The following is a 24,605-nucleotide window of genomic DNA, read 5'->3' on the forward strand; positions in this document are numbered from 1 at the left end:
GGAGATTTCCGCACATCGGATAACGCATCATCACGGGTTCGCCTCGATCACGATCGACCCGACCGCGGTCGAGACATCGAGCCGCATCACCGGAGCGCCGGCAGGCGCATCGCGACGCCAGCCGCCACGGCCGGCAGCCAGACCCGATACAGCGACGCGACCCAGTCCGGTTGAGCCGTGGAGCTCGATGCCGATCCCGTCCGGCAATCGGACATCGATCGAGCCGGTCGCAACATGCAGCCGGACGGTAACATCACATCCCCACAACCCACGCAAGTCGGCCTTCAACCTGCCGGCCCCGCTGCTGACTTCGAGTGATGTCAGTGCCGCGTATCGGCCCGTGAAGTTGAGGGCAAGGCTGCCGGTAGCCGATTCGACCCGCGCACGGCGCAGATCGCGATGATCACCAGCCAGTCTGAGGGACGTCGAGCCAGTCGCGCGATCGAGCACCAACGACTGGAGCATGACGGATGAGAGATCGAATCGCCCATCGCCTGTCGTCTGAACGATCATCAGATCCAGCGGCGTCGTATCGGATAGCGCGATATCCCACTCGTTACGACCAGAACCGCCCGACATACGAATCGGACGAGGCTGGCGAATAGCGAGGCGACCGACACCCTCCGCCTCGTCGTAATCAATGACAGGCTCGAGATCCGGCGCGTAGCGAAATGCTCCGTCAACTAGCGCGTCGGCGCCGCCGGCTACTCGCAGAGTCCCGACATTCATCTCGACCCGGGCTTCGACCCGGCTGGCGAGCCCGACCGGGATCGTGCGGCGCGTGAATTGCTCGTTCTGTTGACGCGAGTGAGTGAAGATCATGTCGTCTCCTTGTCTACGGACACTATCAGGGCGCACGTGAAGGTGCGTGTTCATGGCGCGACCGCGTCTTCGTGGAGGCGCGACTCATCGAGGCGGTTCAGCGTCGGGAGAAACAGCATTCCGATTGCGAGGAGTTGGGAGGCCACCGCGATGCCGGCGATCGTGCCGCGCAAGCCGAAGCGCTCGATAGCGAACCCGGCCGCCAGCATGCCCATCGGCGCTGCGACCTGTGAGATCGCCGAGAAGGTGCTGAACACACGACCCCGGAGCTCCTGGGGGATACGCTCGTGGCGGACCGTCACCAACAGCGGGTTGAGTGGTCCGGCGGCCATGGCGCCAACGACAGCTCCGGCCATGATGATCGACAGGTTCGCCGAGAAGAGCAGAACCCAGACCACTATCGTCGAGAACATGTATCCGGCGATCCAGACCGGCCGGCGCGGGAATCGATATCCCAACGTGCCATAGAGTGCCGCGCCGATCAGAGCGCCAAGGCCAAATGCCCCGGCCAGCAGTCCCAGGCGAGTGGCGTCATTCCAGGTTTGCTTGACGAAGACTGGCAGGACGACGGAGGTGAGCGGGCTGTTAACCAGGTTGGAGATAGCCAGGCCGGCCGCCAGCGTCAGCAGCACGTCGTCGTTGCGCAGGAAGCGCAGGCCAGCCTTCAGATCCTCGGCGTATCGCGTCGTGACGCTGGGTCGCGGCGGGAACAATCGCGCAGGAACCGCCAGCGCGACAGCGAGCGCCGACACGACGAAGGTCAGCGAGTCGATCATCAGGACATTGTCCGCGCCCATGAACGCGATCAACAGACCTGCGACCGGAGGCGCAACGAGCAATGCGGCAAACTGCGTGCCCTCGAAGGCAGCGTTGACCGGCTCGAGGCGGGAGCGGGCAAGGCCTGCGAGCTCCGGTATCATCGAGCGTCGCGCAGTCAGGCCAGGGATCGCCAGTAGCTCGGCGAAGAACACCAGCACAAGCAGCTCCCAGAATGCCAGGCCGACGGTGTGATGCAGGATCGGGATGAGCACGATCGAGACGCCGCTGACGAGATCGGCCGCGATGCTGACGCGCCGATAGCCGACGCGGTCGACGAGCGCGCCACCGAAGACGCCCATCAGAAAGCCGGGGAGGCCGATGACGAAGGCTGTAATCCCCATCTTCCCAGCACTGCCGGTCGTCTCCAGGACGAACCAGGGGAGCGCAACCCAGGTCAGCATGCTGCCGATCAGCGATATGGCGTTGCCGCCGAGGAAGGCGAACACCGGCAGGCGGGCTGGCGCGGCGGCGCGCGGCATCGTGGCGTCGGTTGCCATCGTCCTGCTCGCGATCAGGCCTCGCCGGCCAACCGGCGAAGCAACGCCATGCCGTCGTCGGGTGACAGGCGGCCATCGGCGACACGGGTGAGGATCTCGTCGCGATCGAGCTGCTTCGACTCGGCCGGCGTCGATCCGCTCTCCGCGGCGAACGCGGCGATCAGGTCGTCGAGCTTGGCGCGAACAGTCGGGTAGGACACACCGAGCGCGCGCTCGACATCGGACAGGTTGCCACGGCTCATCACGAAGAGTCGCAAGAACGCCTGCTGCTCACTGTTCAGCCGCAACGACGGGGCAACCTCTGGCGCGCTGAAGCTGCCCCGGATCTGAATATCACAGGCCGGGCAGTACAGCTCGCGAATGATGAGCTCACCATCGCATGAGGGGCAGGTATTGATTGTTCTCGACATGGTTCTCTCCTCCTTCGCCAGTATCCTAGCGTGTTGGAGAACCGATGTCAATAGACTGTGTACTGATTCTTATCAATCACTCCGGAATAGTTACCGTCGTCGTGGGACCGACTCTCCAGTGGTTGACAACAAGGCCAGTTGCCGGGAGTCTGGTCGCTCCGGCGGCTGCGTGCCGTCGCGCCGATCGAAGAAGGCGCGGAGCAGCGCCCGCAGGACGGCCAGGTCGCGGGGATCGAGTTCCGGGAGTCGGCGCAAGTAGAGAAGCAGCTCGGGGTCGTCCAGCCCATCTCCGATCGCGTCGAGCGTCACGTCGCCGGGCAGAGCCAGTCCGGCGGCCGCGTAGAGCTCGGTCCACGATCGACCCATTGCGCCACAAACGCGGGTCAGCACATCCAGGCCCGGCCGGCCGGGCAGGCCGCGCTCCAGTCGCGAGAGATAGCCCCGGCTGATGCCGGCGCGCCCAGCCAGCTCGTCCTGCGTCCAGTCCAGATCACGCCGCCAGCGCGTCAGCACTGGCCCAAGCACCCGACCGGTGGGGTCGGCGCCATCGAAGATGAACGATCGTGCCATCGGACCCACCATCCCTCAGCCTGCGAAATCGACACGCTCATCCTACTCGACGCGGAGCGCGGCTATACTCCCTGCCGGCCACCGAGGACGAAAGGGGATGAGCGATGATCTGGTACACGAGCTCGACAGAGGGCATCGCGCCGGAGGATCTGGCCGGCTTCTTCGTCGGCTGGCCCAATCCTCCAACGCCCGAGACGCATCTGCGCCTTCTGCGCGGGAGCGACGAGATTATCCTGGCTCGTGACGGTGAGTCGGATCACGACGGCCCGGTCGTCGGATTCATCACAGCGATCGCTGATGGCGTGCTGGCGGCATATATCCCGCTGCTCGAGGTGCTGCCGGAGTACCAGGAACAGGGGCTCGGTGGCGAGCTGACGCGACGAATGCTCGATCGACTCTCGGAGTACTACATGATCGACCTGCTGTGCGACGCGGAGCTGCAGCCGTTCTACGACCGCTTCGGCCTGCGTCGCGCGACCGGCATGCTGGCCCGCAACTATGAGCGGCAGGCCGGCCGACCCGACGAGGCGGGGCGTTAGCGCCCGTCCCGCCGCTTCCAGAGGCCACTCGACCGTACCCGAAGCGCGCGGTTGAACTTGCTGGAGGCGTTCTCCCAGGCGATCGTCTCGGTCAGCTCGATGATGGCGTCGTCGTCGAAGTGCGCGCGGACGCGAGCGAAGAGGTCGTCATTCACATCTCGATCCGAGTACGTGATGGCGTCGGCATAGGCAAGCGCGACCTGTTCGCGCTCGTCGAACAGCCCGCCGGCCAACCAGTCATCGCCGAGCAGCGCATCGAGTTGCGCGTCCGTGGCCCCCAGGTGGCTGCCAACGGCAGCGTTGAGGTCCATTCAGAACTCACAGCCGTTGATCGCGGCGACCCGCCGGTTCAACAGCGCGATCAGCTTGCCGTCGAGCAGGCCCGACTCTGCCAGACCCGCCCACATGTGCTTCGCGGCGCGATAGATCGGCTCGCGTCGCGCGTAGAGGATGTGACCGTCGTATGGACGCCCCGTTTTGCGGATCTGCATCTCGATCGGCCGGCGCAAGTCGTCGGGGAGTTGAGTGTAGTCGGCTCCTGGTATGCGGGTCATGGCGAGTCCTTCCACTGAGCTGCGCCGCGTCGTGCCACCTCTATTCAAGCTAGCACGTCCATGGCCATCAGCAGGCGTCTCAACGCTCCGCACGGAGACGAGAGTCGCACATTGCCGCGATATGGGCCGGGGTCGTGCCGCAGCAGCCGCCAACGATTCGCGCGCCGAGCGCCACCCACTGCCGCGCGAGGGCGGCGTACCCGGCGGGATCGACGACATCCTCCAGCGCCCAACGATCCACGGCGACCGGGGGGCCGAGGTTGGAGTATGCTCCGACTGGCAGTGGCGAGCACGCGGCCAACGCATGGAGCGCAACCGCAATCTCCGGAGCGGGGACGCAATTGACCAGCAGCGCATCTGGCCCGAGCGGGGCAACAGCGGCAACGGCATCGGCAAGCAACTCGCCAGAGAGCAGCCTGCCGTCGCTATCACACACGAAGCTGACCAACGTCGGCAGGCCAGTTGCGACAGCGGCACGCGTCGCCGCGACCGCTTCGCGGACGCTGTTCATCGTCTCGACGAGAATCAGATCGACGCCGGCCGCGACCAGCCAGCCGGCCAGCATTGCATGCTCGCGGCGCAACGCGTCGTCCTCGGGAACCAGCCATGGCGAGAAGCAGTCTTCGACCGGCGACATCGACCCGGCCACCCAGACCGGACCGTCTGCGTGGTCACACGCCTCGCGGCAGAGCGCGACCGCCCGCCCGGTCAGGAATTCGGCCTGGCCGGCCAGCCCTGCCCGCTCCACAGCGCGGAAGTTCGTCCGGAATGTGTCGGCGGTAATGATCTCCGAGCCCGCGCGGACATATGCGGCATGGATCTCGTGGACGATCTCCGGGCAATCGATTAGCGCCTGAGCCGACCAGAGCGGCTCGGGTGTCACCGCCCCGCGCCGCTCCAGCTCGGTGCCGAGCGCGCCGTCGAGCAGGATGATCTCCGGCCGGGTGAGGCGCTCGAGAAACGTGATGGCCGGCGCGACTAGCGCTCCGGCCACCACTGCCACACATCATCCGCAGTCCGGATTCGGCCGAGACCCGGGAAGGGTGTGTGGTAGGCGATGACCAGATAACCCTCTCGCGCGGCGCGTTCGAGCAATGCTCGGCGAGTGAGGACAGTCTGCTCCGGGTCTGCGTCGAACCCGAGATACCAGTCGGGATGGGCCGGCTGGAATGGGACGTGGAAGACATCGGCGATGTGCAGGAGCTGCTCGCCGCCATCCTCGATCAGCAGCGCCATCTGACCCGGCGCGTGACCCGGCGTCGGGATCGTGGCGATCCCCGGCACGACATCCTCGCCTGGTGTGATGCGCTCGTAGCGGTCCGCAATGGCGGACAACTGCGTCTGGGACCACTCGTTCGGCTGCTCGGCGAGACGCTGCCATTCGACACCGCTGATTACATAGCGGGCATTCGGGAAGGTTGGGTGGCCCTCGCCATCGGTGTTGCCGGCGACGTGGTCGGGGTGGGCATGGGTCGTGATGACGACGTCGACCGACGCGGGCTCGATGCCGGCCGCAGCCAGGCCATCAAGCATCCCGCCGCGTGGGCTGGAGTCCGACGGCCCATTGCCTGTATCGACAATAACGAGGTGTGTGCCGGTGTCGACGACGAGGATATTCATGCTGATCGAGGAAGCCGCGTCACCGGTCACATCGGCATAGGCCGCGGCCGCGGCGCCCGATTCCTCCGGCGTCGCGTTCAGAAACGCGCGCGGCGGGCCACCCGTCGTGTCATGCTCCTGGTCACAGACAACGACGCAGCGGAATGATCCGACATTGAAGCGATGGACACGATCGGCCACCGGCGTTCCTTTCGTAAGCGCAATCACGCTACTCGCCGGTCTCGGCCGGCCAGATCGGGATCTGCACCTTCGTCGCGCGGGCGTGGAGAACAGCGCGCTCGTAGCCAGCATCGACGTGGCGCAGGACTCCCATGCCCGGGTCGTTGGTCAGCACACGCTCCAGCCGCGCTGCCGCCTCGGGGGTGCCGTCGGCGACGATGACCTGGCCGGCGTGGATCGACAGACCAATGCCGACGCCGCCACCATGGTGGACAGAGACCCAGGTCGCGCCGGAGGCCGTGTTGACCAGCGCATTGAGGATCGGCCAGTCGGCGATGGCGTCCGAGCCGTCGCGCATGGCTTCCGTCTCCCGGTAGGGCGAGGCGACCGAGCCAGAATCAAGGTGGTCGCGGCCGATGACAATCGGCGCTTTGACTCGCCCACTGGCGACGAGCTCGTTGAACTTCAGGCCGGCGAGGTGACGTTCGCCATACCCCAGCCAGCAGATGCGCGCGGGCAGGCCCTGGAACTCGACCTGCTCCCTCGCCATTCGCAACCAGTGATGGAGGTGATCCTTCTCGGGGAACAACTCGATCAGAGCACGGTCAGTCTCATAGATATCCTCCGGGTCACCCGAGAGCGCCACCCAGCGGAACGGACCCTGGCCCTCGCAGAAGAGCGGTCGGATATAGGCTGGGACGAATCCCATGTAGTCGAAGGCGTTCTCGACACCAGCGAGATAGGCCTGCCCACGCAGGTTGTTGCCATAGTCGAAGACGATCGAGCCGGCCTTCTGGAAGTCGAGCATCGCCCGGACATGGTCACCCATCGCTGCCAACGAGCGCTTGAGGTAGCCATCGGGGTCCTGGTGGCGGAGGATCTTGGCGTCCTCCAGCGTCATCTCGGGGACGATATAGCCGTCGAGCGCGTCGTGGGCCGACGTCTGGTCGGTGACGACGTCTGGGTGGAAGCCGCGCTTGACCAGCTCCGGCAATACCTCCGCGGCGTTGCCGACCAGAGCAATCGAGAGCGCGGCATCGCTGGCGCGAGCAGCCTCGGCCAGCTCGAGCGCCTCATCGAGCGACGATGTGGCGCGGTCAACGTACCGCGTCTCCAGCCGGCGCTGAACGCGATGCGGATCGGCCTCGACAACGAGGCAGACCCCGCCATTCATCGTGACCGAGAGCGGCTGGGCGCCGCCCATCCCGCCGAGGCCGGCCGTCAGGACGATCTTGCCCGCCAGCGAACCACCGAAGTGCTGGCGGGCCAGCTCTCCGAATGTCTCGTACGTGCCCTGGAGGATGCCCTGGGTGCCGATGTAGATCCACGAACCGGCCGTCATCTGACCATACATCGTCAGGCCCATGCCCTCCAGTCGCCAGAACTCCTCCCAGGTTGCCCACTTGGGCACTAGCAGCGAGTTGGCGATCAGGACGCGCGGCGCGTCCGGGTGGGTCCTGAAGATCCCAACGGGCTTCCCGGACTGGACGAGCAGCGTTTCGTCATTCTCCAGCTCGCGCAGGCTGGCGACGATCGCATCGAACGCCTCCCAGGAACGCGCTGCCCGGCCGGTGCCGCCGTAGACGACAAGGTCCTCCGGCCGCTCCGCGTTATCGGGGTCGAGGTTGTTCATCAGCATCCGCAGGGCGGCCTCCTGTTGCCAGCCCTTGCAGCTGATTTCGGTCCCACGCGGCGCGCGAATCGTGCGAGACATTTCAAGGACCCCTTTCAGTAACACGAACTATCTTCCGGCGCGATGACCGTCGTTAGCGGATATTCATCACGACCCACCGGTTGCCCGGGCGCGGGCAATCTCAGCGGCACTATACCGGAACGCCCGGAAGACGCCGTTGCGCTGTTGGGTGTTGGCGTTGGTGACATCATCGACGAAGTACGGGTTGATGTACTCCCAGACAACCTCGCCGTCGTGCGTAACCTCGAACAATCTCCCGAACGAGCCCTCGCAGATGAGGGTGTTGCCATTCGGCAGCCGCTGGGCGTTCGAGATGAGCGGGCTGAAGAACTGCGACGGGTAGTCCTCCTGGTACGACCAGACAATCTCCTTCGTGGCCGGATCGACCTCGATGACGCGCGAGAACGGGATCGGGTGATCGAGCCGATGGGTGCCGTTGTCGAAGATGAGGATATTGCCGTTATCCAGCACGGTGGGGGCGTGTTGCTGAGCCAGGGGCGGCGCGGCGAGCTTCCAGTAGATTTCGCCACTGGCGCGCGAGATCATCACTACCGACGAGGTATGACGGAACGAGACCATCAGGTTGCCATCTGGCAGCTCGACGACGGCGTTGCCGTGCGTCCATTCGACACGACGATCCTGGACGGCGACGATCCGGTCGACCTCCGGGTCGAGATGCTCCCACGAGCGCCACTCCCAGACAACATCGCCAGTGAGCGTCATCTCGACGAGATAATCGGCGTGCATGACGCCATTGTGCTCGGACCCGGCCAAACCACCCTGGACGCGCGCAGCCAGCTCGGCCGGCAACTCAGCCATGCAGAGGAGCATGACATTGCCATTGCGTAGCCGGATACCGTCGTGATGGTGATCGGGGTGATTGACCTCCCAGAGGACTCGTCCGTCCCAGTCCATCTCCAGCAGCGCGCCGCCCTTCCACGCGCCCGTCGCGATGAAGCGGTCGGACTCCTCGCGTGTCTTTCCATTGAAGAGCAGTGTGCCAGTCTCCGTCAGGCAGCCGTAGAGGCCGGGCGGGTAGGGGGTCGGCCAGGTGTGGACGACCTCGCCGGCCATGTCGATCAGATAGACACAGTCACCACCAGCAAGTGGGGTGAACAGCGTGAAGCCGTCGAAGGCTTGCTCCCGATCCCAACCTCGCAGTCCGACGCCGGAGCGTTTCTGTCGGAGTTGCTGGATGCCTGCCATTCGTCCTCCTCTCGGCGACGAGAGCGACCCATTCAGTTACTCGGCAGATCCTGCCGTCGATAGATGTCCTCGTAGCTCAGTCGCTGATAGCCGAGCGCGTCGTACAACGATCGCCCGCGTTCGTTCGAGCTGAGGACGACCCAGCGAGCGCCCTCGTTCGCGATCAGCCGCTGGAGACCTCGCATCAGCCAGCGACCGTAGCCTAGCCGCCGGTAGCGTTCGAGGGTATGGACGTACTCAATAACCGACGTATCGCCATCCCCAACGACAATTGCCGACGCAACCGGCACGTTGTCGGCCATCAATGCGAAGCAGGAGAGCGCTGAATCATCGAGATAGCCGGGAATGATTCGGCCATCTTCGCGCATGGCAGCCAGCCGCTCGATCTCCGCGAGCGTCGAGAGACGGACGATCTGGCTATCCGGCCGGCCGCCGAGCGCGCTGACATCCAAGCGCATCAGGTAGTTTCGGATGATCCGGATATAGCCCGCGGCGACAAGGACAGCGTCGGAGTCGTCGTCGCGAGAATTGATGGCCACGAACGCACTCGCCAGGTCGGGATGCCGCGCGATGATATCGAGGACGACGGCCGACGGTATGTCGCCAGCATAGAGCTCCTGGGAGAGTCCCGCCTTCGGCCGGCCGTAATGGATGTGGGGCACCGCGTCGATCAGATCGACGCTGAACCCTGGCACGGCCGCCTCCAGGCGAAGGTAGGCTGCGGAATAGACCCGCTCAGCCTGCCGGACCTCATCTTCGTGGAGATCCCCAGCGGTCAATCAAATCGCTCCTGAAGACAACACGACCGATGGCACGGTCGTCATCGGATTTCACTGAACTGTCCATATCGTAGACGTTTCAGCGAGTTCGTGCATCCCGATCGCTCTGACGATTGACCAACCCTGCCCAAACGCCTATTCTGGCCGCGCGCCCGGCGGCCGGCGCCGGGTTTCACGGAGGTGCGTATGACGATCGATCTCCGCAGATTCTCGACCCTGACATTCGACTGCTATGGCACGCTTATCGACTGGGAATCCGGCATTCTCAACGCGCTGCGCCTGCTGCTGGATCAGCGCGGGCACGCGCTAGATGACGATGCCAGGCTCGAGCTGTTCGGCAAGCTAGAGGCCACGGCCGAGGCGGGGACATACAAGCCCTATCGCGAGATCCTGGCGACGGTTGCGGGCGGCTTCGGCGAGCAGCTGGGCTTCGAAACAACCGCCGAGGAGCGAGCGACGTTCGGCGCATCGGTTCCCGACTGGCCGGCCTTCCCGGATAGCGTCGCCGCGCTCCGCGAGCTGAAGCAACACTACAAGCTGGTGATCCTGTCAAACGTCGATGACGACCTGTTCGCCGGGTCTGCCAGGCGACTGGAGGTTCCCTTCGACGCGGTCATCACTGCCCAACAGGTTGGCAGCTACAAGCCAAGCTCGAACAACTTCCGGACCCTGCTGGAGAGGCTTGGCACGCCAAAGGAGGAGATTCTCCACGTTGCCCAGAGCCTGTTCCACGACATAGCCCCGGCAAATGCGGCGGGACTGACAACCATCTGGGTCAACCGGCGGCACGGCCGGCCCGGCTTCGGGGCGACTCCGCCTCAGGAGGCCACCCCTGGCATGGAAGTGCCTGACTTGCGAACACTAGCCACGATGGTCGACGCGGCATTCGCCGGCGAAAGGCGGTGACCTGGTGAATCACACGGCTGATGCGGTGGTCGTCGGCGCCGGAATCGCCGGCGCTGCTACATTCTTCCAGCTCGCATCGCTCGGCGCTGGTCGCGTGCTGCTGCTGGAGCGAGCCGACCTTCGGTCGAGCGCGACGAGCGGCACCGGGGGGTTCATCCAGTTCCACTTCTGTCGCGACGCGGCCGAGACACGGCTGACCCAGGCGAGCCTGCCCTACTTCGAGCGCTGGGACGAGCTAGTTGGCGCGGGCAACTCCGGATTCGTCCGGTCGGGCTACTTCCGGCTGGAGCCGGAGCGGCGCGCGGACGGGCTGCGCGAACGAGTCGCGATGCTCCAGAGCCTGGGAGTCGAGACGAGCGTCGTCGGGGCAGACGACGTCGCCCGCCTTGCGCCCGAGATACGGACCGACGATGTCGTGGTCGCGGCCTGGGAGCCGGACTCTGGTTACGCCGATGCCGACACGATGGTGGCCGGTTTCATCGCGGCCGGCCAGCGGCTCGGCGGCGAGATCCTTACTGGCACACCCGTCACCAACGTCCGGTCGGCGGGCGGGAGAGTAACCGGCGTCGTGACACGTGACGGCGCGATCGACGCGCCGCTCGTCGTCCTGACCGCTGGCGCGTGGTCGAGCGGCCTCCTCGCGCCGCTCGGTGTCGCGCTGCCAGTTGAGGTCTGGATGACGCAGTGGCTCGGTGTCGAGGTCGAGCCAGCATTACCGGCAACCTTGCCGACGATCGGCGATGGCATCTCAGGCTCGTATTTCCGGGCGATGCGACCCGGCAGCGCCGAGCTACTGGTCGGCCTCGGCGGCGTTGGCCGGCGCGAGACCACCGATCTGGACGCGCTGGAGGCGAGCATCCCGGAACATCTCGGCGCGACCGCGCGCGACCGGGTTGCGGCGCGACTGGCGACACCGCGCACGGTCCGGCCGACCGTCTGGCGCAGTGGGCCGGTGGCCCAGACGCCGGACGCGCTACCGATCATCGACCGGCATCCAACGCTCGAAGGGCTGTATTTCACGGCGGGTGATTGCGGGACAAGCTTCAAGACCGGACCAGCCATCGGCCGTGCTCTTGCCGAGTGGGCGCTGAGCGGCCGGCCGGAAGTCGCCGACATCACGCCGTTCAGCCTTGCGCGATTCGCGTCAGGCGTCTGAGAGACGAGGCTGACAATGCGGGACGAACGCCCGACGTTCACGATTCGGCCAGCAACCGCCGATGATGTGCCGGCAACACAGGCAATGATGATCCGGATCTTCGAGATGGACTTCGGATACGGATACAAGCCCGAGTTCCATAGCGACGTAAGCGCTATGGAGTCGGTCTACATCGACAACTCGCGCCACCTGCTGCTGGTCGCGATCGACGACGCGTCCGGAGCGATCGCCGCAACGGCGGGTGTACGCTCCGGAGGGCTGAAGCCGGAGTTTAATCACGCCTGGCTCGTCGCCCGCTACGATCCGGAGCGCACCGCGCAGCTCGTCCGCGTCTACGTCGCTCGCGAGTATCGTCGCCATGGCCTTGCCCGACGGCTGGTGGACGAGACGGTACGCTTCGTCGCGGAGACAGCGGGGTACGATACCCTCTGCCTGCACACCGACCCGCGCTCACCGGGCGCTGAAGCGTTCTGGACAGCGATGCCGACACGGTTGATCCTCGATGATCGCGATGGGCCTTCGGAGTCGCTGCATTTCGAGATGGATATCCCCGGCCGCGATCGGCGGGATGAGGAGGGGTGATGACGCGCGAACGGGAGGCCAACTCGCGAGCGATGGACGTGGATACGCTGGTGATCCATGGCGGCCCCGGGCCAGACCCGGCCACCGGCGCGGTGACGCCGCCGATCCATCCGAGCTCGACATTCGTCCGGCAGCGAATCGATGACGATGCGAAGTATCGCTACTCGCGTGGCGCCAGCCCGACCCGCGACGCACTGGAAGGGTTACTGGCGACGCTCGAGCATGGCGTCGAGGCGGCCGCGTTCGCCTCCGGCATGGCCGCAGTCAACGCGACAATGCAACTGCTGGCAAGTGGCGACCACGTCATCGTCGGCTACGACTGCTATCTGACGACGTACGACATCTTCGCCAACGATCTTCCGCGCTACGGGATTGAGTCGAGCCTCGTCGACCTGACGGACATCGAAGCCGTTCAGGCAGCGGTCCGGCCAAACACACGGATGGTCTACATCGAAAGTCCGACGAACCCGCTGCTGGACGTCGTCGATCTGGTGGCGATGGCGGAGATTGGCAGGGCATCGGGCGCGATCACCGTTGTCGATAACACGTTCGCCTCGCCCTATTGCCAGAATCCTATCGACTTCGGTATCGACCTCGTCGTCCACTCGACGACGAAGTACCTCGGCGGGCATAGCGACCTGCTCGGCGGGGCGGTCATCTCGCGAACACCCGAGCTGGCGGCGCAGATCCGCGCGTGCCAGTACAACCAGGGCGCGGTGCCGAGCGCATTCGATTGCTGGTTGCTGATTCGCGGCATCCGCACGCTCGGGGTGCGGATGCGCCAGCACATGGTGAACGCCCAGGCAGTCGCGGAGTGGCTGGAGGCGCAGCCGGAAGTCACCCGGGTGCTCTACCCCGGGCTGGCAAGCCACCGTGGCCACGACCTCGCCTCGCGCCAGATGCGCGGTGGATACAGCGGGATGGTGTCGTTCGAGGTCGAGGGTGGCTCTTCCGCCGCACGACGCGTCTCCGAGCACACGCGAATCTTTCAGCTTGCCACCAGCCTCGGCGGGATCGAATCGTTGATCTTCCCGCCGACGGCATGGCTCGAGACTGCTCCGGATCTGATGGCCGAGATCCCCGGCTCGCCCTGGGCGCAATACCCCGGCATGTTGCGGCTGTCAGTTGGCATCGAGTCCACTCGCGATTTGATCGACGACCTGAACAGGGCGCTGGCGGCGCTGCGGGAGTGACGCCCCAGCGCCGCACAGACTGACGCCATTACTCGAACGCGCCGACTCGCTCCTCGGCCGCGGCAAGCAGGCTGCCATCGGACAGCAGATCGGTGATCGCCGCCAGCTCCGGAGCCAGGAAACGGTCAGGGCCGGGACCGGGGACATGCTGGCGGAGCAGATCGAGCGCGGCCCGCGAGCCAGCGCCGGGCTGGATCGGATCGCGCAGATCGATCGCCAGGCCGGCGGCCATCGCCTCGACAGCCAGGACTCGAGCGAGGTTTGTCAGCACCTGGCGCAAGTTCCGGGCAGCATTCCAGCCGAGCGAGACGTGATCCTCCTGGCCGGCCGAGGTCGATACCGAGTCGGTGCTAGCCGGATGCGACAGCCGCCGGTTCTCGGCCACCAGCGACGCGGCGGTGTACTGGGCAATCATCAGGCCGGAGTTGACTCCTGCGTCGGGCGAGAGGAATGGCGGTAGCCCGCGCGAGCGGCTGCCGTCGAGCATCCGGTCCACACGCTGCTGGGAGATCGCTCCGACCTCGCAGGCGGCGATCGTCAGGAAGTCGCAGGCGAACGCGAGTGGTTCGCCGTGGAAATTCCCGACCGACTCAACGCGACCGTCGGGCAGAATGACCGGATTGTCGACCGCCGAGGCTAGCTCGCGCCCAGCGACGATCGTGACATAATCCAGCGTATCGCGCGAAGCGCCGATGACCTGCGGATGGCAGCGAAGCGAGTAGGCGTCCTGGACGCCGTGGATAACATCGTCGTGGGCGGCAACGAGCGGCGAGCCGGACAGCACCCGGCGAAGGTTCGCGGCGCTCCTGGCCTGGCCCGGATGCGGGCGCAGCGCCTGCAGGTCGGCGGCGAACGGCCTGTCGGTACCGAGCAATCCTTCAACGGTCATCGCGGCAATGAGGTCGGCGGTTCGGAAGAGGCGCTGGGCATCGACGATGGCCATCGTCAGCATTCCCAGCATGCCATCTGTGCTGTTGATCAGCGCCAGTCCTTCTTTGGCTTCCAGCGCGATCGGCTCAAATCCAGCGGCTGCCAGCGCCGGCCCAGACGGCGCTGGCTGATTATGCTCGCCGACAACCCAGCCCTCACCAATCAGCAGCAACGATGCATGAGACAGCGGCGCCAGATCGCCACTTGCGCCGAGCGAGCCAAAGACCGGGATATACGGCACGATCCCCGCGTTCAGCAGCTTGATCAGCCCCTCGGCGACAATCGGACGAGCGCCGGAATACCCCTTGGCCAGCGTCGCGGCGCGCAGCAGAATCAGCGCGCGGACAACCTCTGGCTCGATGGCAGGGCCCATCCCGGCTGAGTGCGAACGGAGGATGGCATGCTGCATCTCGGCGCGCGCAGCGGCGGGTATCAACACACTGGCCAACCCGCCGAAGCCGGTCGTGACGCCATACACCGGCCTGTCATGAGCCGCGGCCTCGTCGATGTAGGCGCGGGTGTGGCGCATACGCTGGTAGGCGTTCTCGCCGAGCTCGACCCGCGCGCCACCCCGCGCGACCGCGATTACGTCGTCGATCGTCAGATCACCACCATCGACCAGCACGACATCCCGATCAGCCATTCCGGCGGTCCCTTCTCATGTCCAATACACAACGCGGCGCTACTCTAGCATGCGCCCGTCAAGCCATCAGCCAAACAATCCCAAGTAACACCACCCACGGCGCGACGACCCAGCCGGCAACTACCGTCATCCCAATCGGGATCGGCAGCCAGGCGACGCGCGGAGCGACGCGCCGGCCAATCCAGAGGTAGTAGAAGATCGACAGCGGGATCGCGGCAACCGCCCCAGGGATGATCAGCAGAAGGGCCATATCGCGCCGTTCATCCGCGGGAGCGAAGCTCGGCGACGATCGCGTCGGACAGGTCGCTCGTGCTGGCGTGCCCGCCGAGATCGGGAGTGAGCGTCTCGCCACGCGCCAACACTGTCTCGATGCTATCGAGCAGCGCCGCGCCGAGCTCTTCCTTGCCGAGATGATCGAGCAGCATCTTGGCCGTCCAGATCTGGCCGATCGGGTTGGCGATTCCGCGACCGGCGATGTCCGGCGCAGAGCCGTGGACCGGCTCGAACATCGACGGGTAACGCCGCTCGGGGTTGAGGTTCGCGGCCGGCGCCATGCCGATCCCGCCCATCACGGCGGCAGCAAGGTCGGAGAGGATATCGCCGAACAGATTCGAGCCGACAACGACGTCGAAGGTGTCCGGGCGAGTGACGAAAAACGCCGCTAACGCGTCGATGTGGTACTGATCGCTTCGGATATGCTGGTAATCCGCGCCGACAGCAGCGACGACCTCATCCCAGTAGGGCATCGTAATGTTGATGCCGTTCGACTTTGTCGCCGAGGTCAGGTGGCCGCGACGCTTGCCGGCCAGCTCGTAGGCATAGCGCACGACCCGCTCGACCCCCATTCGGGTGAAGACGGTATTCTGGATCGCCATTTCGGCCGGCGTGCCGGCATGGAGCCGGCCGCCCATGCTCGAATACTCACCCTCCGAGTTCTCGCGGACGACAACGAGGTCGATGCTGCCGGCTTCCCGGTCGCGCAGGGGGGATCGCACGCCTCGTAGTAACCGCGCAGGGCGCAGATTGACATACTGCTGGAACGTCCGGCGGATCGGGATCAGGAGTCCCCAGAGCGAGACGTGGTCCGGCACCCCGGGGTAGCCGACAGCGCCAAGAAAGATCGTCTCGAACCCGGCGAGCGTATCGAGGCCATCGGCCGGCATCATCTCCTGGCGTCGAGCGTAGTATTCGCAGCCCCAGGGGAACTCAGTGAAGTCGAACGCCAGCCCGCCGTCCAGCTCGGCCGCAGCTTCGAGGACCTTCACGCCCTCGGCGACGACCTCCGGCCCGATCCCATCGCCTGGAATCACTGCACAACTGACTCGTTCCATCGCTGCGTCCCCTCCCGCTTTGGCCAGCACAACTTCATCGCCCGAACACTATAGCGCGTGTCAGCAGCAGGATCGCACGACGCGCGTATCGACGGGCTTGGGGCTCGGCACGGCGGCAGGTCGGGTCGCAGGCAACCCTCGTCCGCCTTTCGGAATACAGGCTCCGGGATCATTGTTTATGGCAGCAGATTTGCGATTGTGCGTCCTGGCTGGCCGGGGCGTTTCGACCGCTTTTACCACGCACGTGGAATGCCGACCGGACACGACCTGGCATCGCAAAGGAGAAGCCGATGGGCTCACTCGGGACGGTTGTCGCAACGTTCCTGGCCTCGGCAGTCGAGGTCGTTGAAGTCATCACGATCCTGCTGGCGCTGGGGATCACGCGCGGCTGGCGCTCGACACTGGCCGGCGCGGCGGCGGCGCTCGTCATCCTCGCCGTTCTGACCGCGATCCTCGGAACCGCGCTCCAGCGCTGGATCAACCTCTCGGCACTGCAGGTGTTCGTCGGCGCGTTGTTGCTGGTCTTCGGCCTGCAATGGCTCCGGAAGGCGATCCTGAGAGCATCCGGACTCAAAGCGCTACATGACGAAGACGCGCTGTTCGCCGCGGAGGTGACGACGGCGCAGGGTGTGCCACTGGTGGCAGGGGAGTCAATCGACTGGTTCGCCGCGACGGTCGCTTTCAAGGGCATGCTGCTGGAGGGTCTGGAGGTCATCTTCATCGTGATGACGGCCGGGGTGGCCAGCGGGCATCTCGGCCAGGCGGCAATGGCGGCACTGGCCGCGGCGGTCATCGTCGGCGCGTCAGGCATCGTCCTTCGCCGCCCGCTCTCTCGTGTCCCGGAGAACACGCTCAAGTTCGGGGTCGGGCTGCTGCTGACGACCTTCGGAACGTTCTGGGCTGGCGAAGGGCTGGGCATCCACTGGTTCGGCGGCGACCTGGCGCTGCTCTGGCTCCTGGCGGTCTATGCCGCGCTCGGATTGGTGGCGGTGCGTCAGCTGACCCGGCAGCAGAGTCTCGTTACAGCCCAGGAGGCAGCCTGATGCATGTGATTGTGCGGTTCCTGGACTTCCTGCGAGATTTCATCATCGGCGACGCATGGGAGATCGCTGCCGGCCTCGCGATCACACTCGTCGCTCTCGGGCTCATCTCGCACCTCTGGCGTGGCAGCGAAGTGCTCGGATTCGTGCTCGCAGGTGTGGTCGTCGGGCTGACCTGGTGGTCGCTACAACGCGCAGCCAGCCACTGAGTGGCGTCGCCGGTCGGTGGAGACGACCCTCAGTCAGCGACCTGCGCTTCCTCATGCGCGAACTGAGTGCGGTACAGCTTCGGCATAGCGCCCGTCGACCGCAAGCAGCTCCAGGTGCGTGCCACGCTCGACGATACGGCCGGCCTCGACGACGAGGATCAGGTCTGCCGCGCGAACGGTCGAGAGCCGATGGGCGATCACGAGCACGGTTCTGCCCTCGAGCGCCTCGCTGAGCGCTGCCGAGACTGCCACTTCCGACGTTGAGTCCAGATGCGCCGTCGCCTCGTCCAGGATGACGACACGCGGGTGAGCCAGCAATAGCCTTGCGATCGTCAGCCGCTGGCGTTCCCCTCCGGAGAGGCGATAGCCGCGTTCGCCGACAACTGTGTCGAGCCCGTCCGGCAAGGCCGCGATGACATCCGCAAGTCGCGCCCGGCGCAGGGCATCCCATAGCTCCTCGTCGGTCGCCGTGGGAAAAGCGATCGCCAGGTTTGCGCGGATCGACTCGTGGAACAGGTGGCCATCCTGGGTGACCATTCCGAGCGTCTCTCGCATAGCGGTGAAGCTCAGATCGCGGACATCGACGCCAGAGAGACGAATCGAGCCACTATCGACATCGTAGAGCCGCGGGACGAGCTGGGCGATAGTCGACTTCCCCGCGCCCGACGAGCCGACAAGGGCGACCATCCCACCAGGCTCGGCGCGAAACGAGATATCGTGGAGCACCTCGATCCCGCCGCGTGTGTCGAGGACGGCAACCTCCTCGAGCGACGCGAGCGAAACCTTGTCGGCCGGCGGGTAGCTGAACGAGACATGCTCGAACTCGATCGACACCGGGCCGGGCGGCACGACGCGGGGGTTTGGCGCTTCCTTGATCAGCGGCTCCAGGTCGAGCACCTCGAAGACGCGCTCGAAGCTGACCATCGCGTTCATGACATCGACCCGCGCGCCGGCCAGCGCAGTCAGCGGCGCGTAGAGCCGGGTCAGCAACAGCGAGAGAGTGACAACCGAGCCAGCCTCCAGTTCCCCGCGAAGAGCGTAGAACCCACCCAGGCCATAGACGACCGCGAGCGCCAGGGCCGAGACAAGGGTAAGCGCGGTGATGAAGACGGCCTGCAGCATCGTAGAGCGAACACCAATGTCACGAACGCGTCGTGCTCGGCGGGCGAACTCGACCGACTCCTCGGCCGGCCGGCCATAGAGCTTGACCAGCGTCGCGCCCGGCGCCGAGAAACGCTCGGTCATCCGGGTGCTCATCTCCGCGCTATAGTTCGCCGCCTCGCGACGAAGTGCCGCCAGTCGCGCGCCAAGCCGGCGGGCTGGCAGGACGAACACCGGCAGCAGTACAAGAGCCAGCAGAGTGATCTGCCACGAGATGCGAACCATCACCGCAAACGCCAGCAACAACATGACAACGTTGCTGACCACACCGGATAACGTGTCACTGAATGCCCGCTGCGCGCCCATGACATCATTGTTCAGCCGGGAAACAAGCGCGCCGGTGCGGGTGCGAGTGAAGAAAGCGATCGGCATGCGCTGGACATGGTCGAAGACAGTTGTGCGCAAATCAAGGATGAGCCCCTCACCGATGGTTGAGGAAAGCCAGCGATTCAGGATGGTCAGCCCGCCTTCGAGAACGGCAAGCACAGCGATCAGGCTGGCTAGCGTGATGATGATGCGTTCAGCTTTCCCGTCGATGATCGCGTTGATGACGCGGCCGGCCAGCACCGGTGTAGCCACCGCCAGCGCCGCCGTCACGACGCTGAGCGCGACAAATAGCGCGATCCGACCTCGTCGGGGCTGCGCGAAGACGCCGATCCGTTTCAGGGTCGCGACCGAGAACGGCCGCTGATCACTGATCGAGTCGGTCGTCCGAACCATCGACCGCCAGGCCATGTGCATGCTCATTGTGTCTTGTCCTGTATCAGCGAGAGCAAAATACCGGCGCGTTGGTCATACGCGCCCCACGCTACAACTCACGGGTGATGGATTATACGGTCGAATCGGCTCTGGCGTCCCACGCCTCAATCCCACAGCTTGCCGAGGAGTGATGGATCGATATTCCCGCCGCTGATGACGATCCCGACCCTGCGGGATTCGGCGGGCAGCAGTCCCTCCATGACAGCGGCGACCGGGACAGCGGCGCTCGGCTCGATGACGAGCTTCATCCGGGTAATAGCGAAGCGCAACGCATCGAGGACTTGATCGTCGCTGACGATAAGAACATCGTCCAGAAGCGCCTGCATGACCGGGAACGTCAACTCGCCGGGTGTTTGCGAACGGGTGCCGTCCGCGATCGTGGGCGGAGGAGGGATGACGACCCGCTCGCCCTTTTCGATCGAGAGCTTCGTGTCGTCCGCCCCGACTGTTTCGACTCCGTAGATGCGAATGGATGGATCGATGCCCTTGGCTGCGACTGCGCAGCCAGCGATCAACCCACCGCCGCCGATCGGGATGACCAGCGTGTCGAGATCCGGCACAGCCTCGAGCAATTCCAGCACGACGGTGCCCTGGCCGGCCATCACGAGCGGGTTATCGTAGGGCGGGATGACGACCATGCCACGCTCCGCAGCCACCACGTGCTGGTAGTCGGCGCCATCGACCTTCTGACGGTCGAAGAGGACAATCTCGGCGCCATAGCCGCGCGTCGCATTCTGCTTCACCTGCGGCGCGTCGTCCGGCATGACAATAACTGCCGGGATACCAAGGAGCCTGGCCGAGATCGCGACGCCCTGTGCGTGGTTGCCGCTGCTGTAGGCGACGACACCGCGCTCGCGGGTGGCCGCATCCAGTCGGCTGATCGCATTGTAGGCGCCGCGGAACTTGAACGAACCGGCCCGCTGGAAGCTCTCGCACTTCAGGAAGACCTCGCGGCCGGTCAAATCGTTGAGGGTCCGGCTGCTGATGACGGGGGTTGTGTTGACGATCCCCCGGAGCTGCTCCGCCGCGGACAGGACATCGTCAAATGTAATCGCCAGATTTCCTGTCACGCTCATCGACTGCTCCCACTTCTCCCGCCAACATCCGCAGGCCCAGCTACACGCCGGGCACGCCCATCATCATACCGCCATGCCGCGCGTCTCACTGAGCGTGCACGACTCCACCCTGTGGTCTCGGGACTTGGGTGCGCGTCATGGTTTGGCGTGATGGTGGTGAGCGGTATGCTGGGGGAGCGATCATCGGAGCCGAGCACCTGAGGAGCCACCAATGCCAGACGAGCGAGCGAGCGACCAAGGACTGGGCACAATCGAGGCGGAGTTCCGCGCCTGGCTAAGCGCGCATCCCGCCGCGACCCTGACGGAGCTGGAAATCGAACTGGATCGGCGTCTGCGGGCGGGTCGTGCGCAGATCCTGCGAGAGGCCGTCACGGCCATGCCGAACCCTGCGGGCGTATGTCCCGATTGTGGCCGGCCGCTCGTGGCGCATGGCCAGCATGTGCGGCGCCTGGTGACGCAGGGGGACGAGCCGCTGACCGTGGAGCGGTCGTATCAGCGCTGTCCGGCCTGTGGGGCCGGGCTTTTCCCCCCTGGATGAGACGCTAGGGCTCCTGAGTGGGGTGGCCTTCACGCCGTGGCTCGTTGAGAGCATTGTGCGGCTGGGCACGTTGCTGCCCTTCGCGCAGGCGCCGGAGATCCTGCAGCACTTCACCGGGGTCACGGTCAGCGCCGCCACCGTGCGACGGCTGACGGAGGTGGCCGGCGCGATGCAGGAGCAAGTGGAGCGTGCGGAGGTGGCGCGGCTGGAACGGGAGCTTCCCGCCGCGCCAGCGGGTCCGGCGGTGCAACTGCTCAGCGTTGATGGGGCGATGGCGCCGCTGGTCGGCGGAACCTGGGCCGAGGTCAAGACGCTGGCCATTGGCACGGTCGAGGCCAGGGCGACCGGGGTCCGGACGCAGGAGCTATCCTATTTCTCACGGCTGGCGGATGCGGAGACGTTCACCCGTCTGGCGACGATCGAGACACAGCGCCGGGGACAGCTTCGGCCCGGACGGTGGTCGCCGTCGTCGATGGGGCGGCCTGGTGCCAGGGGTTCATTGACACGCAGCGATTCGATGCGGTCCGGGTGCTTGACTTCGCCCATGCGCTGGAGCACCTGGGGCAGGTGGCGCACGCCGTCTACGGGGCGGGCACGTCGTCTGCCAGCGAGTGGCTCGGCCAGCAGGCCCAGGCGTTACGCCATGGCGACGAACAGCAGGTGCTCGATCGGCTCGCGACGCTCGGTGAAGCGCCGCACTGCGGGTCGGAGGCGCGGACGCTGATCCAGCAGAACCACGACTATCTGGCCGCGCGGATCGAGCAGATACGCTACGACACCTTTGTCGCGGCGGGGTATCCGATCGGCAGTGGGTGTGTGGAGAGCGCCAACAAGCTGCTGGTCGAGGCCCGGCTGAAGGGGAGTGGGATGCACTGGGCGCGCGCCAACGTCAATCCAATGCTGGCGTTGCGGACACTCGAGTGTAATCAGCGCTGGGAGGAGGGATGGCCGACCCTCTGGCAGGCCTGGCGGCGTGCCGCCCGCGTCCGTGCCAGTCACCGTCGTCAGGCCCGTCGTGCCTCGGGCCAGGCGCCGACACCGGCCGCGTGCGCAGTTCCGCACCCTGCCGTCGACATCGTCGAACGACCCAGCCGACCCAAAACCATCGTCAACGGCAAGCCCACCATCGACCATCCCTGGCGACGATCCTTACCCATCGCCGCCAAACCATGACGCGCACCCTCGGGACTTTGTGGGGCTTGTCATCGCAAGCTTATTCGCTATTATGTTTGAGATTGGGTAGCTCCTCGTCGTCCTATTGCGTTGTTGCCGAAGGGAGCCTCGCCGAATGAGCGATTCCTCAACCCCTGCGTACGATGTCCTCATCGTCGGCGCCCGCGTCGCTGGCGCCAGCCTCGGCCTGCTGCTTGGGCAGCGTGGCCACCGCGTCCTGATGGTCGATCGGGACCGATTCCCGAGCGACACAATGTCCACGCACTACATGTCGCACTGGCATGTCGATCTTCTCAAACACCTCGGCATCCTTGCGGAAGTCGAGGCCGCCGGGTTTCGACGCATCACCCGGGCAAGGTCATACATCGAGGACTGCCTGTTCGAAGCGCCGATCGGCCCCGGCGACTCGTTCGCGCTCGCGCCTCGTCGCGCTCACCTCGACTCACTGTTGATCGAGCACGCAACGCGCCACGGGTCGGTCGAATTCCGCGAGCGAACCCGCGTCGTCGGGTTGATCGAGGAGGATGGCCGGGTCATCGGCGCGCGTATCACGACGCCAGGCGGGGTAACCGAGGACGTACATGCGACAGTCGTCGTCGGCGCCGACGGAAAGTACTCGGATGTGGCCCGTTGGGTTCAAGCGGAGACATACGAGTCCACGCCAGCAATACGGCCAGCTTACTACGGGTACTACGAAGGGATCGAGCCACTCCCCGACACAGCATTGGAGCTGTTCTTCGTCGGTGACCATATCGGCTTTCTGTTCCCCATGCAGCCTGGCATGGACTGCATCGCGTTCGAGTTACAACCGGCCGAGTTTGCTGAGATGCGTACGTCCCCGCAGGCGTCGTTCGAGCGTATGTTCCGCGCACTGCCAACGATGGGGACACGGTTCGCCAACGCGCGCCTTACCGGACGGATGATCGGGACACGAGGCGTCGAGAACTACATCCGCAAACCCTATGGCCCGGGCTGGGTGTTGACCGGCGACGCCGGCCTGCTGATGGACCCGAGCACCGGCGTCGGCATGGGTGACGCGTTGGGGCAATCGTTCTGGCTCGCTGGCGCGCTCGACCGCGCACTGAACGGCGGTGGCTGGGACACCACGATGGCGGGGTTCCAGCAGCAACGCGACGAAGCATTGATGCCTCTCTACCGATTGACTCTCTGGTTTACCACGCTGGGTCGGACGTCTGACACGGCAATGACCTACCTCCGGGCGATGTTGTCATCTCCTGCGATCGCTCGTGTTGTCCCGGCCCTCTTCCCCGGCTTGGTCGAAGACGCCCTGCCGGCGCATCTGCGGCCAATCCTCCAACAGAACGCGATCGGATTCCGGGACGCTGCCACGAGCGTGCCGGTGGCAGCAGGATAAGGAAGCGGTTGCGATGCCACAGATCGATGCCAACGGACTATCGCACCACGTCATCGTCGAGGGAGACGGGCCAGCGGTGCTGCTACTGCACGGATTCCCGGACACGGCGGAGATGTGGCGCGCTCAGATTTCCGCGCTGGGCGACGCCGGATTTCGCACGATCGCGCCGGACTTACGGGGGCGCGGGAACACGGAACAGCCGGCGTGGGTCGAGGACTACGCGCTGCCAAACATCGTCCAGGACGTCGTCGCGATCATGGGCGCGCTCGGCGTCGAGCGCGCCCACGTCGTCGGACATGACTGGGGCGCGGTGATGGCCTGGTCATTGGCGGCGTATCTGCCGGACCGAGTTAGCAGCCTTGTAGCTCTGTCGGTCGGACATCCCGGAGCGGTGACCAGACCGACGATCGAGGCGTTACAAAAAGGGTGGTACCGCCTGTTGTTTCTATCTGACTCCGCCGAGACGGTGCTTCAGCAGGATGACTGGTATCTGATGCGCGCCCTGCTCGATGGCCAGTCCAACTTCGAGCGCCACCGCACCACCCTGTCGGCGCCCGGCGCACTCAGTGCCGGGCTCAATTGGTATCGAGCGAATCTCCCGATCGAGCGTCTATCTGGCGGACGGAGCGCATTGCCGGCCGTTCGCGCGGACACACTCGGGGTATTCGGCGCGCACGACCGCTACCTGGCTGAGGACGCGATGAGCCGTTCCGAGACGCAGGTACGCGGCAGTTGGCAATACGAACGGTTCGACGACGCCGGCCACTGGCTCCAGACGGACGAGTCGGAGCGGTTCAACCGACTGCTTCTGGAGTTCCTGGCTGCGCGACACTGAACGAGATATCGGGTGGCTGGCCGCGGCGCG

The 24,605-nt window shown here is 65.5% G+C and carries 27 protein-coding genes; 10 read left to right on the top strand and 17 right to left on the bottom strand.

Features of this window, described 5'->3' with window-relative positions:
- Positions 1-30 precede the first annotated feature (30 nt).
- The 4 genes from V9F06_12225 to V9F06_12240 all read right to left on the bottom strand — a co-directional run bounded on the left by V9F06_12225 (position 31) and on the right by V9F06_12240 (position 3,118).
- On the bottom strand, positions 31-822 hold the full coding sequence (locus V9F06_12225; GenBank protein MEI2618370.1) for a toast rack family protein: 792 nt from the start codon (positions 820-822) through the stop codon (positions 31-33).
- 50 nt (positions 823-872) lie between these two features.
- Positions 873-2,138 carry an MFS transporter gene (locus tag V9F06_12230; GenBank protein ID MEI2618371.1) on the bottom strand — a complete coding sequence of 422 codons (1,266 nt, stop codon included), beginning with the start codon at positions 2,136-2,138 and terminating at the stop codon, positions 873-875.
- 14 nt (positions 2,139-2,152) lie between these two features.
- Positions 2,153-2,548, bottom strand: a complete 396-nt coding sequence (locus V9F06_12235; GenBank protein ID MEI2618372.1) for a DUF2089 domain-containing protein — start codon at positions 2,546-2,548, stop codon at positions 2,153-2,155.
- A 90-nt stretch (positions 2,549-2,638) separates the two neighbouring features.
- Complete coding sequence (locus V9F06_12240) at positions 2,639-3,118, bottom strand: helix-turn-helix domain-containing protein (protein ID MEI2618373.1); 480 nt, start codon at positions 3,116-3,118, stop codon at positions 2,639-2,641.
- A gap of 104 nt (positions 3,119-3,222) precedes the next feature.
- Between V9F06_12240 and V9F06_12245 the strand changes: the two genes are divergently transcribed.
- Positions 3,223-3,657 carry a GNAT family N-acetyltransferase gene (locus V9F06_12245; GenBank protein ID MEI2618374.1) on the top strand — a complete coding sequence of 145 codons (435 nt, stop codon included), beginning with the start codon at positions 3,223-3,225 and terminating at the stop codon, positions 3,655-3,657.
- Here the strand turns inward: V9F06_12245 and V9F06_12250 are convergent.
- From V9F06_12250 to V9F06_12280, 7 genes are all read right to left on the bottom strand, one after another.
- Entirely contained in the window at positions 3,654-3,968 is a 315-nt protein-coding gene (locus V9F06_12250) for a hypothetical protein (GenBank protein MEI2618375.1), read from the bottom strand. The genes V9F06_12245 and V9F06_12250 overlap by 4 nt on opposite strands.
- Positions 3,969-4,211, bottom strand: a complete 243-nt coding sequence (locus tag V9F06_12255; protein MEI2618376.1) for a hypothetical protein — start codon at positions 4,209-4,211, stop codon at positions 3,969-3,971.
- Positions 4,212-4,290: 79 nt separating this feature from the next.
- Entirely contained in the window at positions 4,291-5,214 is a 924-nt protein-coding gene (locus V9F06_12260) for a homocysteine S-methyltransferase family protein (protein ID MEI2618377.1), read from the bottom strand.
- Positions 5,190-6,011, bottom strand: a complete 822-nt coding sequence (locus V9F06_12265) for an MBL fold metallo-hydrolase (protein MEI2618378.1) — start codon at positions 6,009-6,011, stop codon at positions 5,190-5,192. Before V9F06_12265 ends, V9F06_12260 begins: the two co-directional genes overlap by 25 nt.
- A gap of 28 nt (positions 6,012-6,039) precedes the next feature.
- Positions 6,040-7,704, bottom strand: a complete 1,665-nt coding sequence (gene hutU / locus V9F06_12270; protein ID MEI2618379.1) for a urocanate hydratase — start codon at positions 7,702-7,704, stop codon at positions 6,040-6,042.
- A 66-nt stretch (positions 7,705-7,770) separates the two neighbouring features.
- Positions 7,771-8,889 carry an aryl-sulfate sulfotransferase gene (locus tag V9F06_12275; protein MEI2618380.1) on the bottom strand — a complete coding sequence of 373 codons (1,119 nt, stop codon included), beginning with the start codon at positions 8,887-8,889 and terminating at the stop codon, positions 7,771-7,773.
- A gap of 32 nt (positions 8,890-8,921) precedes the next feature.
- A complete protein-coding gene (locus V9F06_12280; GenBank protein ID MEI2618381.1) occupies positions 8,922-9,668 on the bottom strand; it encodes a GNAT family N-acetyltransferase in 747 nt (248 codons plus the stop codon).
- Between the two features lie 186 nt (positions 9,669-9,854).
- Here V9F06_12280 and V9F06_12285 point away from each other — a divergent pair, with 186 nt between their 5' ends.
- From V9F06_12285 to V9F06_12300, 4 genes are read left to right on the top strand one after another with little or no spacing between them, the layout of a single operon-like run.
- Positions 9,855-10,574, top strand: coding sequence for a haloacid dehalogenase type II (locus V9F06_12285; GenBank protein MEI2618382.1), 720 nt, complete (start codon positions 9,855-9,857; stop codon positions 10,572-10,574).
- Between the two features lie 4 nt (positions 10,575-10,578).
- Positions 10,579-11,730, top strand: coding sequence for an FAD-binding oxidoreductase (locus tag V9F06_12290; GenBank protein ID MEI2618383.1), 1,152 nt, complete (start codon positions 10,579-10,581; stop codon positions 11,728-11,730).
- A gap of 15 nt (positions 11,731-11,745) precedes the next feature.
- A complete protein-coding gene (locus tag V9F06_12295) occupies positions 11,746-12,312 on the top strand; it encodes a GNAT family N-acetyltransferase (protein MEI2618384.1) in 567 nt (188 codons plus the stop codon).
- The gene (locus tag V9F06_12300; protein ID MEI2618385.1) at positions 12,312-13,505 is read left to right on the top strand and encodes an aminotransferase class I/II-fold pyridoxal phosphate-dependent enzyme; all 1,194 of its coding nucleotides are present in this window, start codon (positions 12,312-12,314) and stop codon (positions 13,503-13,505) included. The genes V9F06_12295 and V9F06_12300 overlap by 1 nt, the downstream gene beginning before the upstream one ends.
- 28 nt (positions 13,506-13,533) lie before the next feature.
- Here the strand turns inward: V9F06_12300 and hutH are convergent, their stop codons facing one another.
- From hutH to V9F06_12315, 3 genes are read right to left on the bottom strand one after another with little or no spacing between them, the layout of a single operon-like run.
- A complete protein-coding gene (gene hutH, locus V9F06_12305) occupies positions 13,534-15,078 on the bottom strand; it encodes a histidine ammonia-lyase (GenBank protein ID MEI2618386.1) in 1,545 nt (514 codons plus the stop codon).
- A gap of 58 nt (positions 15,079-15,136) precedes the next feature.
- The gene (locus V9F06_12310; GenBank protein MEI2618387.1) at positions 15,137-15,328 is read right to left on the bottom strand and encodes a hypothetical protein; all 192 of its coding nucleotides are present in this window, start codon (positions 15,326-15,328) and stop codon (positions 15,137-15,139) included.
- A 10-nt stretch (positions 15,329-15,338) separates the two neighbouring features.
- On the bottom strand, positions 15,339-16,409 hold the full coding sequence (locus tag V9F06_12315; GenBank protein MEI2618388.1) for a tartrate dehydrogenase: 1,071 nt from the start codon (positions 16,407-16,409) through the stop codon (positions 15,339-15,341).
- A gap of 272 nt (positions 16,410-16,681) precedes the next feature.
- On the opposite strand from V9F06_12315, the gene V9F06_12320 reads away from it, so the two are divergent.
- Positions 16,682-17,452, top strand: a complete 771-nt coding sequence (locus V9F06_12320; GenBank protein MEI2618389.1) for a hypothetical protein — start codon at positions 16,682-16,684, stop codon at positions 17,450-17,452.
- Positions 17,452-17,658 carry a hypothetical protein gene (locus V9F06_12325; GenBank protein MEI2618390.1) on the top strand — a complete coding sequence of 69 codons (207 nt, stop codon included), beginning with the start codon at positions 17,452-17,454 and terminating at the stop codon, positions 17,656-17,658. The genes V9F06_12320 and V9F06_12325 overlap by 1 nt, the downstream gene beginning before the upstream one ends.
- Positions 17,659-17,709: 51 nt before the next feature.
- Here the strand turns inward: V9F06_12325 and V9F06_12330 are convergent, their stop codons facing one another.
- The 3 genes from V9F06_12330 to V9F06_12340 form a co-directional block, all read right to left on the bottom strand.
- Positions 17,710-19,566: an ABC transporter ATP-binding protein gene (locus V9F06_12330; protein ID MEI2618391.1), complete on the bottom strand. Its 1,857-nt coding sequence runs from the start codon at positions 19,564-19,566 to the stop codon at positions 17,710-17,712.
- Between the two features lie 116 nt (positions 19,567-19,682).
- Entirely contained in the window at positions 19,683-20,654 is a 972-nt protein-coding gene (locus V9F06_12335; GenBank protein ID MEI2618392.1) for a pyridoxal-phosphate dependent enzyme, read from the bottom strand.
- Positions 20,655-20,928: 274 nt separating this feature from the next.
- Positions 20,929-21,093: a hypothetical protein gene (locus tag V9F06_12340; GenBank protein ID MEI2618393.1), complete on the bottom strand. Its 165-nt coding sequence runs from the start codon at positions 21,091-21,093 to the stop codon at positions 20,929-20,931.
- 555 nt (positions 21,094-21,648) lie between these two features.
- On the opposite strand from V9F06_12340, the gene V9F06_12345 reads away from it, so the two are divergent.
- From V9F06_12345 to V9F06_12355, 3 genes are all read left to right on the top strand, one after another.
- Positions 21,649-22,365 (top strand): hypothetical protein, encoded by a 717-nt coding sequence (locus tag V9F06_12345; GenBank protein MEI2618394.1) that lies wholly within the window; start codon positions 21,649-21,651, stop codon positions 22,363-22,365.
- 115 nt (positions 22,366-22,480) lie between these two features.
- A complete protein-coding gene (locus V9F06_12350; GenBank protein MEI2618395.1) occupies positions 22,481-23,740 on the top strand; it encodes an NAD(P)/FAD-dependent oxidoreductase in 1,260 nt (419 codons plus the stop codon).
- Positions 23,741-23,753: 13 nt separating this feature from the next.
- Positions 23,754-24,575, top strand: coding sequence for an alpha/beta hydrolase (locus V9F06_12355; GenBank protein MEI2618396.1), 822 nt, complete (start codon positions 23,754-23,756; stop codon positions 24,573-24,575).
- The last annotated feature ends 30 nt before the right edge of the window (positions 24,576-24,605 follow it).

It is taken from the genome of Thermomicrobiales bacterium (genome assembly GCA_037045155.1).
Taxonomy (GTDB): domain Bacteria; phylum Chloroflexota; class Chloroflexia; order Thermomicrobiales; family CFX8; genus JAMLIA01.

Coding starts and splice junctions, on each gene's coding strand:
- V9F06_12235 (MEI2618372.1), bottom strand. CDS start 2,548: ATGTCGAGAACAATCAATACCTGCCCCTCATGCGATGGTGAGCTCATC.
- V9F06_12230 (MEI2618371.1), bottom strand. CDS start 2,138: ATGGCAACCGACGCCACGATGCCGCGCGCCGCCGCGCCAGCCCGCCTG.
- V9F06_12350 (MEI2618395.1), top strand. CDS start 22,481: ATGAGCGATTCCTCAACCCCTGCGTACGATGTCCTCATCGTCGGCGCC.
- V9F06_12310 (MEI2618387.1), bottom strand. CDS start 15,328: ATGGCCCTTCTGCTGATCATCCCTGGGGCGGTTGCCGCGATCCCGCTG.
- hutH (MEI2618386.1), bottom strand. CDS start 15,078: ATGGCTGATCGGGATGTCGTGCTGGTCGATGGTGGTGATCTGACGATC.
- V9F06_12285 (MEI2618382.1), top strand. CDS start 9,855: ATGACGATCGATCTCCGCAGATTCTCGACCCTGACATTCGACTGCTAT.
- V9F06_12315 (MEI2618388.1), bottom strand. CDS start 16,409: ATGGAACGAGTCAGTTGTGCAGTGATTCCAGGCGATGGGATCGGGCCG.
- V9F06_12325 (MEI2618390.1), top strand. CDS start 17,452: ATGCATGTGATTGTGCGGTTCCTGGACTTCCTGCGAGATTTCATCATC.
- V9F06_12340 (MEI2618393.1), bottom strand. CDS start 21,093: ATGCTGGCCATGCGCCACGAGCGGCCGGCCACAATCGGGACATACGCC.
- V9F06_12330 (MEI2618391.1), bottom strand. CDS start 19,566: ATGAGCATGCACATGGCCTGGCGGTCGATGGTTCGGACGACCGACTCG.
- V9F06_12335 (MEI2618392.1), bottom strand. CDS start 20,654: ATGAGCGTGACAGGAAATCTGGCGATTACATTTGACGATGTCCTGTCC.
- V9F06_12250 (MEI2618375.1), bottom strand. CDS start 3,968: ATGGACCTCAACGCTGCCGTTGGCAGCCACCTGGGGGCCACGGACGCG.
- V9F06_12275 (MEI2618380.1), bottom strand. CDS start 8,889: ATGGCAGGCATCCAGCAACTCCGACAGAAACGCTCCGGCGTCGGACTG.
- V9F06_12240 (MEI2618373.1), bottom strand. CDS start 3,118: ATGGCACGATCGTTCATCTTCGATGGCGCCGACCCCACCGGTCGGGTG.
- V9F06_12295 (MEI2618384.1), top strand. CDS start 11,746: ATGCGGGACGAACGCCCGACGTTCACGATTCGGCCAGCAACCGCCGAT.
- V9F06_12255 (MEI2618376.1), bottom strand. CDS start 4,211: ATGACCCGCATACCAGGAGCCGACTACACTCAACTCCCCGACGACTTG.
- V9F06_12245 (MEI2618374.1), top strand. CDS start 3,223: ATGATCTGGTACACGAGCTCGACAGAGGGCATCGCGCCGGAGGATCTG.
- hutU (MEI2618379.1), bottom strand. CDS start 7,704: ATGTCTCGCACGATTCGCGCGCCGCGTGGGACCGAAATCAGCTGCAAG.
- V9F06_12300 (MEI2618385.1), top strand. CDS start 12,312: ATGACGCGCGAACGGGAGGCCAACTCGCGAGCGATGGACGTGGATACG.
- V9F06_12225 (MEI2618370.1), bottom strand. CDS start 822: ATGATCTTCACTCACTCGCGTCAACAGAACGAGCAATTCACGCGCCGC.
- V9F06_12355 (MEI2618396.1), top strand. CDS start 23,754: ATGCCACAGATCGATGCCAACGGACTATCGCACCACGTCATCGTCGAG.